Source organism: Duganella guangzhouensis (assembly GCF_009674535.1).
Classification (GTDB): Bacteria; Pseudomonadota; Gammaproteobacteria; order Burkholderiales; family Burkholderiaceae_D; genus Rugamonas; species Rugamonas guangzhouensis.
This window is the reverse complement of sequence record NZ_WKJK01000001.1, coordinates 316,670-327,619: the sequence shown is the minus strand read 5'-3', so window position 1 is coordinate 327,619 and position 10,950 is coordinate 316,670. Positions and strand designations below refer to the sequence as shown.

9 protein-coding genes are annotated in these 10,950 nt (G+C 63.9%); all 9 read right to left on the bottom strand.

Annotation, left to right across the window (positions count from 1 at the left end; genetic code table 11):
• Positions 1-4: 4 nt before the first annotated feature.
• A complete protein-coding gene (locus GJ699_RS01390; RefSeq protein ID WP_154372371.1) occupies positions 5-1,000 on the bottom strand; it encodes a porin in 996 nt (331 codons plus the stop codon).
• The gene (locus tag GJ699_RS01385) at positions 1,000-2,259 is read right to left on the bottom strand and encodes a dicarboxylate/amino acid:cation symporter (RefSeq protein ID WP_371867413.1); all 1,260 of its coding nucleotides are present in this window, start codon (positions 2,257-2,259) and stop codon (positions 1,000-1,002) included. The genes GJ699_RS01390 and GJ699_RS01385 overlap by 1 nt, the downstream gene beginning before the upstream one ends.
• 177 nt (positions 2,260-2,436) lie before the next feature.
• Complete coding sequence (locus GJ699_RS01380) at positions 2,437-4,827, bottom strand: glycoside hydrolase family 127 protein (RefSeq protein ID WP_154372369.1); 2,391 nt, start codon at positions 4,825-4,827, stop codon at positions 2,437-2,439.
• Between the two features lie 116 nt (positions 4,828-4,943).
• Positions 4,944-5,210, bottom strand: a complete 267-nt coding sequence (locus GJ699_RS01375) for a UBP-type zinc finger domain-containing protein (RefSeq protein ID WP_154372367.1) — start codon at positions 5,208-5,210, stop codon at positions 4,944-4,946.
• 66 nt (positions 5,211-5,276) lie between these two features.
• Positions 5,277-6,524, bottom strand: a complete 1,248-nt coding sequence (locus GJ699_RS01370) for a right-handed parallel beta-helix repeat-containing protein (protein ID WP_154372365.1) — start codon at positions 6,522-6,524, stop codon at positions 5,277-5,279.
• Between the two features lie 2 nt (positions 6,525-6,526).
• A complete protein-coding gene (locus GJ699_RS01365; RefSeq protein WP_154372363.1) occupies positions 6,527-7,609 on the bottom strand; it encodes an SGNH/GDSL hydrolase family protein in 1,083 nt (360 codons plus the stop codon).
• Positions 7,606-9,390: an ATP-binding response regulator gene (locus GJ699_RS01360; protein ID WP_371867412.1), complete on the bottom strand. Its 1,785-nt coding sequence runs from the start codon at positions 9,388-9,390 to the stop codon at positions 7,606-7,608. The genes GJ699_RS01365 and GJ699_RS01360 overlap by 4 nt, the downstream gene beginning before the upstream one ends.
• A gap of 1 nt (position 9,391) precedes the next feature.
• On the bottom strand, positions 9,392-10,009 hold the full coding sequence (locus tag GJ699_RS01355; RefSeq protein WP_154372362.1) for a response regulator transcription factor: 618 nt from the start codon (positions 10,007-10,009) through the stop codon (positions 9,392-9,394).
• 6 nt (positions 10,010-10,015) lie between these two features.
• A complete protein-coding gene (locus GJ699_RS01350; RefSeq protein WP_154372360.1) occupies positions 10,016-10,948 on the bottom strand; it encodes a LysR family transcriptional regulator in 933 nt (310 codons plus the stop codon).
• Positions 10,949-10,950 lie beyond the last annotated feature (2 nt).

Below are 10,950 nucleotides of genomic sequence, written 5' to 3'. Positions count from 1 at the left end.
AGCATTAAAACACATGACGTACACCCAGGTTAATACCCGTGGTGCCGGAACCGCTATCAGCCGCCGTGCCGACGCGGAACAAGGCGCCGTTACTGTTGCGAATATGGCCATAGGCCGCGTACAAATCGGTGCGGCGCGACAGGCCATGAGTGAAGCCCAGCGCCGCCTGGCGCGCGTGCTTCTGCGCCGTGGTCGAATCGTGATGATCGATGTAAGAAGCGATCAGGTGATTGGCGCCGCTCAGCTGCACGGTGAAGCCGGCCAGCGAGTCATGGCTCTCGTTGCCGTAGACGTCGCGGTTGCGCGCATGCGCCAGATGGCCGGTGATGTCGCCAAATTTGTAGCGTCCGACCAGCATGGTGTTGCGGCTGTGCGCAGTGGCGCTGGCGTTGTCGCGCTGCTGGTGCGCCAGCACCACGGTCAACGGGCCTTGCTCATAGGTGGCGCTGGCGCCGATGTAACGGTTTTTGGCGCGGTCGCCAGCGCTCTCGCCAAAGCCGTACTGCACATCAGCCGAGAAGCCGGCCACGCGCGGCGTGATGTACTCCACCGTGTTGTCAACGCGCGTGGTGTCGTCGAAGACGTTTTGCGCATTGCCGGCCAGGCCGGTGGTGAATGGATCGGCCACGTTATTCAGGGTTTTATAGAACGGCGTGTATTGATGGCCGATGCTCAGCGCGCCGGCCGCGCCGCTCAGGCACAACAAAGCCTGGCGGCCGAACAGTGCGCCATTCTGTTTGGCGGCGCCGGTGTCGATCGAATAGCCGTTTTCCAGGACGAAGGTCAGCACCGTGCCGTCGCCCAGGTCTTCCCTGCCCTTGAAGCCGAGGCGTGAGCTGGAACCCACGCCGCTACTGACCTTCTGTACCGAACCGGCTTCGCCGCCGTGTTCCAGTACCAGGCCGGCATCGGCCACGCCATATACGGTCAGCGACGACTGCGCCTGCGCGCCCAGCGATACCACGGCCAGCGCGAACGCGCTCATGACATGCTTTTGCATTAATGTGCCTCCTGTTGTACGGGCGCTTCTTCATCGAGCGCGCCTTCCCATTTGGCGACGACGGCGGTGGCCACGGCGTTGCCGACCGCATTGGTGGCCGATCGGCCCATGTCGAGGAACTGATCGATGCCCATCAACAGCAGCAGGCCAGCCTCCGGAATGTGGAACTGATTCAGCGTGGCGGCGATCACCACCAGCGACGCGCGCGGCACGCCGGCGATGCCCTTGGAGGTGACCATCAACAGCAGCAGCATGGTGATCTGCGTACCCAGCGACAGTTCGATGCCGTAAGCCTGGGTGATGAACAGCACAGCGAAAGTGCAGTACATCATGGAGCCGTCCAGATTGAACGAGTACCCCATCGGCATGACGAAGCTGGAGATTTTGCGCTTTACGCCAAACTGGTCCAGCGCCACCAGCAGCTTGGGATAAGCCGCCTCCGAACTGGCGGTGGAAAACGCCAGCAGGAAGGGTTCGCGGATCAGCGCGATCAGGCGGAACACGCGCTTGCCGATGAAAGCAAAGCCGCCCAGGATCAGCAGCGCCCACAGACACACCAACCCCAGATAGAAACCGCCCATGAATTTGGCGAAGGTGGCCAGGATACCCAAGCCATTGGTGGTGATGACCGATGCCATGGCGGCGAACACCGCCAGCGGCGCCAGATTCATCACCGTGCCGGTAATGCGCAGCATGACCTGCGCCAGCTGGTCGATCACATTGGTCAGCTGACGCGCGGATTCGCCCAGCGCGCCCAACGCGCCGCCGAAGAACACCGCAAACACCAGCACCTGCAGGATTTCGTTATTGGCCATGGCCTCGATCGGCGACTTTGGCACCATGTGGGCGACGAAGTCCTTCAGCGTGAAGGCCGAGGTTTTCAGGCCGGTGGCCGCATCGACCGGCGGCAGCGGCAGGCCGAGATGCGCGCCCAGTTGCATCAGGTTGGACAGCACCATGCCCAGTACCAGCGACACCAGCGAGGCGATGATGAACCAGGCCATGGCTTTCATACCCACGCGGCCGGCGGTCTTACCGTCGCCCATGTGGGCGATGCCGACTGTCAGGGTGGAGAACACCAGCAGCGAAATGATCATTTTGATCAGCCGCAGGAAAACGTCGGTGACGATGGAGATGTGGCTGGCGATATCCGCGCTGAGTTTTTTGTCCGGGAAGACTGCGTTGCAGGCGTAACCGACTAGCACACCCAGTACCATCGCGATCAGGATGTACAGGGTTAAAGGACGTTTCGTTTTCACTGGCTTCTCCAAGTTATTGTAGTGGCGGCTTGGATAGCAATGGACGTGCCAGCGCCTTGCGGCGCTTTCAGGCGCCACAAGTATTTGAATTTAATGAAGATTCTTTAGGGAAATGGTGCCAGACCAGCAGATCCGGCACCAGTTTTTGGACGCCCGGAACGGGCTTTGTATGAAAAGTTAGACGACTGTCGCCGCGCGCTGCGTAAACAGGCGCACGCCGAAAACCGGGCCGGCGGTGTGGCCTGGCTCCGGATCGAAGCGCACCACCACGTTGGCCTTGCCGCTGGTGAGTCGTTCCGGCACAGGATATTCCTCGTCGAAGAACACGCCGGCATGGCTGCCATCCAGCTTGACGTGGGCGATGCGTTCACCGTCCACGCTGATGTAGAAGTCGCGATTGCGCTCCTCGCCCCAGTAGCTGGCCTGCAGCACCAGCGGGCCGTCGCTGCACTTCATGCGGAAGCTAAAGTAGCCGCCGGTGCGCGCATCACGGCCGTTACGGCCACGGTAGGACACTGGATACGAGATGTCCGATTGCAGATCGTGGTCGCGCTCCGGTTGCATTTCACCGAGGTGCATCACGTCCACCGAACGCGCGGCCAGATCCTTCAGGCGCGCCTCCTCCTTGCGGAAAGCCACTTCCGAGGCGGCCCATTCGGCTTCGCTGTAGGCGTTGAAGTACACCGCCGCACGCCGCTCGTACTGCGCGTAGAACGGCGTGAACTTCATGTCGCCCGGACGACCGGTGCCAACGCTGCGGTACACCGCCTTGCTCTTGTCCGATTCCGCAAACGCGCCGAGGATGTTGGCGCCCACCAGCGCCGGCGCCAGGCCGTTGAATGGTTTATCGGCCGCGCCCAGATCGGCCGCCAGCACCATCGGTCCGCGCAGCAGCGCCACCACATGGTCGTTGCCGGCGGCGGCTTCCAGGCGCAGATCCAGCGGCAGCGACAGGCGCACCGTGTCGCCGGCACGCCAGCGGCGGCGGATCAGCGCATAGCCCTTGTCGTGCGTGACCGCTTGCGGCTTGCCGTTGACCAGCACCGTATGCTCCTTGGCCCACGCCGGAATCCGCAGCGCCAGCGTGAAGTAACGCTGACCGGCCAGGCGTCGCACCTTGAGGTCGATGTCGCCCTCGTACGGATAGCGGGTGTTCAATTCCAGCTTGGCCGCCGCAGCCTTCCACTCCACCGTCGACGGGATGTAGAGATTGACGAACAGCGTGTCCTTGTTCTCCCAGTAGATAGAGTCGCCGTGCTTGGCGTGGCTCTCCATGCCGGACAACACGCAGCACCAGAAATCGTTCTCCTCGCTGGAGTACTCGCGCGCCACGCCGGACATCAGCGGCGTCATGTAAGTGAACATGCCGGTGCGCGGGTTCTGGTGCGCCAGGATGTGATTCAGGTGGGTGCGCTCGTAGTAATCGAAGTAAGCCGCATCCGGCGCCCAGCTATACAGATGGCGCGTCATCTTCAGCATGTTGTAGCTGCAGCAGGCTTCGCAGGTTTGCTCGGTGATGTGGGCGGCGATGCTGTCCGGCGCCGAGAAGTATTCGCGGTCGCCGTTGCCGCCGATGACGTAGCTGTGATGCTGGGTGACGCGCTTCCAGAAGAAGTCCACGGCGGTGGCGTCGCTTTCGCGGCCGGTCAGCTCGTGCAGGCGCGCCAGGCCAATCAGCTTGGGGATCTGCGTGTTCGAATGCAGATTGGCCAGTTCGTCGCGGCCCTGCGCCAGCGGCAGCAGCACCTTGGTGTGGTACAGGCGCTGCGCCAGCGCCAGCCAGCGCTTGTCCTGGGTGCGCGCATACAGCTCGGCAAAGCTCTCGTTGATGCCTCCATGCTCGCAGCCCAGCACTTGCTGCACCTGTTCGTCGTTCAGCGCGGCGAACACTTTATCGATGTAGCCGGCCAGGCCCAGCGCCACTTGCAGCGCCTGATCGTTGCCTGCATAAGTCTGCGCATCGAACAGGCCGGCGAACACCTTGTGCCAGTTATACAGCGGCACCCAGCAGCCATTCAGATCGAAACCAGCGGAGCGGATTTCGCCGCGCATGATTTCGGGGAAGATCTCCTTGCCGTCAACCACCTGGCCATCTTTACGCTTGCGCATGAAGCCAGCGATGTAACCGTCGCCCTGCGCCTGCTGCACGCGCGCCAGTTCGGCCACGATGTAGTCGATGCGCGGCTTCAGCGCCGGTGTGCCGGTTTGCGCATACATCAGCGATAGCGCGGACAGATAGTGGCCCAGCCCTTCGCCGGCGATGGTGTCCGATTCCCAGCCGCCGTAGATGGCGCCCTTGGTCGGCAGGCCGGCGAATTTATGATAGTTGTGCAGGAAGCGGTCGGCGCTGAGGCGCAGCAGGTATGCCTGGTTGGCCTGCACCGCGTCCTGGTAGGCCGATGGCAGCAGCCGCACCGACGACAACGGCACCGCGCGCGCGGTGGCGGGCACGCCAGCGGCGCTGCCGGTGTTGCCAGCACTGGTGGCGGTGGCGGCGTTGGCTTTGGCGCTCCAGCCGGAAATCAGTCCCAGGCTGACTGCGCCCTGCAATATCGAACGGCGATGCATACGTACCTCATGGTTTAAGTTTTAACCAATAATGTACGTCCAGCGGCGCCCCGCCGTCTTGTTTCAGCGCGGCGCAAAGCGTGACGAAATCGGCATAATCACCACGCCGGCGCGGGCTAAATCGGGTCGAACATCTCGCGGTCGATATAGCACCAGCCCCAGGTTTCACCCGGCTCGCCCGAACGCATCATGGCGTGGCCGGTGGCGTGATAGTGCTTGGTGGCGTGGCGATTGGGCGACTGGTCGCAGCAGCCGACATGGCCGCAGCTCAGGCACACGCGCAGGTGCACCCAGCTATCGCCGGTTTTCAGGCATTCCTCGCAGCCCAGAGTATTGGCATGGTGAGTGTGAATCTGGTCGAAATGCTGGCATGCGTGGCTCATGACGAACTCCGTGGGCAGAAAGCTTCAGTCTAGCGCAGGCCAGCCGCCGTGTACTCTCCCCTTGGTTCAGTCGAACGCGCCCATGCCGGCTAGCGCACTGCCGGCGCGCAGGTGGGCGCTGCGCAGGACCGGCAGACTACCATCCGGCTGACGCGGCGCGTCCCAGCCGGTGATCGACAGCTCTTCAAAATCCGCAGCGCTCACTGGCGCCGGCAAGGTCCACGAATTGTGTGCCGCGTCCAAGCCTTCGGTGTGCAGGGTCAGCTTGCCGCCGTAGGCGATGTTGTTGCGCAGGTTGCCGAAGTTGAGCGGCGTACCATCCGGCGCGATGCCCAGCATGTTGTAGTCAACGCCATTGGCAAAGCTGGTGTTGTTGATAAAGTCGATCGCCAGCGGATGGTGGTTGGCGTAGAAGCCGGCCACCTTGTTATCGAAAGCGACCGAGTAACGCACGGTGTGCTTGACGCCATTCGCCACGTACTTGCCACCGTAGCCGCCGGCCTTGATGCCGTTGCCGTTACCCGCTTCCAGCGGCGTGTGGGTGCCGGGCAGATAGCCCTGCTGCCAGGCCCACGAATATTCAATCGTCACCGGCGAGAAAGCATTGATGAGGTCAAAGCCGTCATCCGTGTTGGCCCAGGCACGGCAGCCGCGAAATACATTGCCCGGCTGGTTGGCCTTGATGTGGGCGCCGAAACCATCGGCGCTCTGTCCGGCGCCGTTGGAGGTGTAGGGATCGTAGTTGTGATGCGAGTCGCTGTTCAGCACCAGGTTGTAGGCGCCGTCCTTGATGAACAGTCCCGGCCCCATATTGTGGTGCAGATTGAGCTGCTCAAACACGTTATGGCTGCCGTTGATCCAGATGCCCCACGACTCGTGATTCAGGTGGTTCTCCGGCTGCTGCGGCGCTCCCGTGACTTCCAGTCCTTTCAGATGTATCCAGCTGGCGGTGACGTTGAAGCCTTTGACGCGGCAGTCGTCCTTCATGGCCGTAAAGTCGAACACCGGTGTTTCGCCGGGATAGGCCCAGTAGCGTATCGGCTTGCCCTCGCTGCCGCTCTTGTCCAGCGTGACGCCGTTGACGATGCCGGTGCGGCTGGGGCAGACGTTTTCGCCGGCGCTGTAGACGTAGCGGCCACCGCGCAGATACACGGTGTCGCCGGCTTGCGCCGCTTGCTGCGCGCGGGCGATGCTGCGCCACGGCGCGGCTTTGCTGCCGGCGGCGCTGTCGCTGCCGTCCGGGGCGACATAGTAGTCGCTTGCCTGCGCCGATGCGGCCAGCGCCAGCGTGAGAATCAGAAGCAGCTTATGCATGTTCACCAGCCCATTTTCTGGCGGATGAACGCCGTCAGTTGCGCCGCATTCGCCTGATGCTGCTTGACGCGCGGATGGCCGCCAAAGCCGGTCCACGGAAACACGATAGTGTCAATGCGCTGGTCCCCCTGAGCCGCCATCTGGTCCACCGCCGTGCGCACATAGCCCGGCCACTTGGAACCCTCCTTCACCGCATCCATGCTGCCCAGCGCGCACACAATATAAGCTTTCGGATACAGCGCGCGCACCTTCTGTACAAAAGTACGATACGCCGCGATGCGTTGCTCATCGGTCGGCATCGGCGACAGACGCTTCTCGCGATCTATTAGCCAGCTGTCGTTCTGGAACAGGTTGACGACCACCACGTCCGGCGTCCACGAACTGAAATCCCAATGCGTGTCGTTGTTACCGACGGCGCTCAATTGGTCATAGAAGTCCGGCATGGTGAACGGGAACCAGCTGATCATGATGCCGATGCCGCTCTGCGACGTGATATGCGCCTCCGCATTCAGCGCCCGCGCCGTGATCGACGAATACGACATGAAGTTGTTCTTGTCCTTCAGCAGATGATCCGGACCGTCATCCGGCGACTCATTGCCCATGCCGGTGGTGATGGAATCGCCAAAGAATTCGATATGGCGCTGTTTGCGCGGTGGTGGCGGCAGCAGCTTGCCGCCGTCCGCCAGTTCCAGCCCCTGGAAGAAGGTGCCGCCCTCCTCGCCCTCGTTGCGTTTGGTGATGAGGAAGCTGTGCGCGCCGGCCTTCAGGCCACTGGCCGCCGGATAGGTCGCGCTGCCCTTGCGAGCCGCGATGATGACAGGCTTGCTGTAATCGCCATCGATGAAGACATTGAAGAAGTTCTTGCCCTGCTGGTCATCCAGCTTGACGGCCAGGCTGGCGCCGGTGAAGTTCCCTTCGATGCTGGTGCCGGGCCAGGACAGCATGGGCCGCGCGCGGTCGGCAAAGTCGATGCGGCCGATGTACTGCAGCTGCGCGCTATCCGCTGGCACCGTCACGCCGGCGAACGCCTGTCCTGCCGCCAGTAACGCCAATAACAACGCCAATAGTCCGGTCTTGAACTTCATTGATATGTCTCCTCTTTTGTCAGGTTAAACAAGGCTTGATATAACTGCTCCGGCTTGACCGGCTTGTGCAGCAGCGGATCGCCGGTCGCCATGGCTTCGCGCAGCCGCTCCGGCGCGGTGTCGCCGGTGATGACCAGCGCCGGCACATGCCGCCCCAACGCCGCGCGCAAAGCGGCAATCGCCTGCGCGCCGGTTTGCTGCTCGCGCAGCCGATAGTCGCTGATGATCACGGATGGCGTCCATGCCGGCGCCGCCCGCGTCGCCAGCGCTAGCGCTTCGCTTAGCGAACTGGCGGTGTCGCAGGCGCAGCCCCAGCTCTCCAGCAGCTGCGCCATGCCGGCCAGGATGCTTTGATCGTCGTCAATCACCAATACGCGCAAGCCGGGCGGCAGCGCTTCGGCGGCGTGCGGCGGCGTGGCCAAGGCGCCAGCCGTCCCGGTCATCGCGCCGGCCACCGTACCGCTCGGGACGACCGGCAGCACGATGCGGAACACGCTGCCACGGCCCGGCCGCGACGATAGCGACAGCCGCAGATCCAGCGCCCCGGCCAGCCCCTGCGCGATTGCCAGCCCAAGCCCCAGCCCCTTATTGCGGTCGCGCTCAGGATTGCCCAGCTGATGAAATTCGCGGAAGATCTCGCGCTGGTCAGCCGCCGCGATGCCGATGCCGGTGTCCCACACCTCCACCTGCACGCTGGCGCCGCGCCGCCGGCAAGCCACCAGCACGCCGCCACGCTCCGTGTAGCGGATCGCATTGGACACCAGATTCCGCAGCACCATCTCCACCAGCCGCTCATCCGACTCCACCGTCAGCGCGGTTTCGCGCGAGCGATAGAACAGCCCCTTGGCATCGGCCAGCGGCGCCAGGTCGTTCTCGATCTGGTTCAGCAGTCCTTGCAAATCAAACGGCTGCGGGTGCGGCTGCACCACACCGGCCTCGATGCGTGAGAAGTCCAGCAAGGTATTCAGCATGTCGCTGGACGCCTGCCACGCCGAGCGCGCGCTGGCCAGCACCTCATCCTGATGCGCCGTCAGGCCGCTGCGCGCCAGCACGTCAAGGAACAAGCCCTGAGCGTGAATCGGCTGACGCAGGTCATGGCTGGCGGCGGCCAGGAACTTGGTCTTGGCCAGGTTGGCGTATTCGGCGCTGCGGCGCGCCTCCTCTTCCGCCTTCATCAAATCCAGATTCTCGAAACGCAGCTTAATCGCCGCCAGCGCCGCGAGATTGCTGTTGCGCGCCTGCCCCGCCAGACTGACCACGTACAGCAGCCCGGTCAACGACAGCGCGCGGTAGGAGGTATCGCCGGACTGCCACAACCACGAAATGGCCAGCACGATCAGCGCCAGCGAAAAGGCCAGAAAGGTCGGCAGCACCGGCGCCAGCAAGGACATCGAACTACCCAATATCCCGGTCAACACCGCCAGCACCATGATACTGCCGGTCATGGTGGTGCTGCCCAGCGCCACCCAAGCCAGCGCGCCCCAGGCCGCGCCGTCCACCGCATGCAGCACGGTCAGGTGCAGCACCAGCCGGCGTTCCTGCCCCGGCGCGATGCCATCGGCCAGCCTGCGACGCGCATCGGCAAACGCATACAGTTTGGAGACGATGACGCCGGCCGCCCACGCCAGCAGCGCGCTGCGGTTGACGTCATTCTGCAGCGTGTACACCAGCAGTGCCGCCAGCAGCAGCGCCGGGATCACCGACGCGCCCACGTTCCCGTACAGCAGCCGCAGTTGTTCGGCCAGCAGCCGTTGTTCAGGCAGAGGCCACAGCTTACGCACGTCAGGCGACCAGGCCGTGACGGCGCGCGGCGAAAATGGCCTGGGTGCGGCTGGTCACGCCCAGCAGGCCGAAGATGGCCTGCACATATCCGCGCACAGTGAATTCGGAGAGCTCCATGCGGCGCGCTATCACCTTGTTCGGCAAGCCCTCGCATAGAAGTTGCAGCACCTCGGCCTGGCGCGCGGTCAGCTTGATGAGTTGCGTCAGGCCGCTGTCGGCCGCCACGCCCGGCTGCACTGGCGCCGCCTGCGCGCCGCTCAACGCATGCTCCACTGCTTGCAGAATGGCGCTGCTGCTATCGGCCTTGGAGACGAAGGCCAGCGCGCCACGCGCCAGCGCCGTGGCGATGGTGTCCGGCGTCGCCATTGACGACAGCATGATGACCGGCACTTGCGGCCAGCGCTGGCGGAAGATGGCCAGCCCTTCGATGCCGTCCGGGCCTTGCAACTGGATGTCGAGCAGGATCACGTCCGGCGCCTGGTGCACCTGGTTGACCGCCTGCGCCACCGACAGCGCCTCGCTGACTTCCACTTCCGGAAAGCGCTGGCGCAGCACCAGGCCCAGTCCCTCGCGGAACAGCGCATGGTCGTCGATCAGCAGGAGTCGGAAGCCGGGCATGCAATATTATAAACGGTGACGGAAACGCGCCGCATGGCCGCTGGCGCGGAAACTGCTCACGATGAAATCGACGAACACCCGCACCTTGGCCGGCACCAGCTTGCGGCTGGAGTAGTAGATCGACAGCGCGCCCACCGTCGCATACCATTCGGGCAGTACGCGCACCAGCTCTCCGCTGTCCAGCAACGGCAAGGCATGCGGCAGCGGCAGCATGGCGATGCCCATACCGCCGGAGGCGGCGCGGCCGATCGCCTCCGGATCGTCCAGCACCGCCACTGCGCGCACGCTGGCGACGATCTCCTGGCCGGCGTCGTGCTTCAGCGTCCACGGCATCAAACGGCCGCTGCTCAAGGAACGGCGCAGCAGGCCGCGATGGCGCGCCAGATCCTGTGGGTGCGCCGGCGCCGCATGCGCTTTCAGATAAGCCGGCGCCGCCACCAGAATGGTATCCACCCGCGCCAGCTCGCGCGCGATCAGCGCGTCGGTCAGCTCGATGCCGCCGCCGATGGCGACGTCGAAGCCTTCCGCGATCAGGTCCACCTGACGGTTATCGAAATGCAGATCCGGCACCACGTCCGGGTAAAGGCGCGTGAATTCGGCCAGCAGCGGCACAAAATAAGTCCGCCCCACCGTATGCGCCAGCGACACCTTCAGCGTGCCGGCCGGCTTGCCTGCACCTTGCCGCAGATCGGTCAGCGCGTCGCCGATTTCGCTCCATGGCAGCCGCACCTGCGCGTGCAGGCGTTCGCCGTCGCTGGTCAGCGCCAGACTGCGGGTGCTGCGCTGGAACAGCCGCACGCCCAGCCGCGTCTCCAGCCGCTGCACGCTTTTGCTGACGGCGGCCGGCGTCAGCCCCAGGCGGCGCGCGGCGGCGGAGAAGCTGCCCTCGTCGGCGGCGGCGATGAAGGCGTCAAGATAGCTGCTTAATTCGGTCAACATAC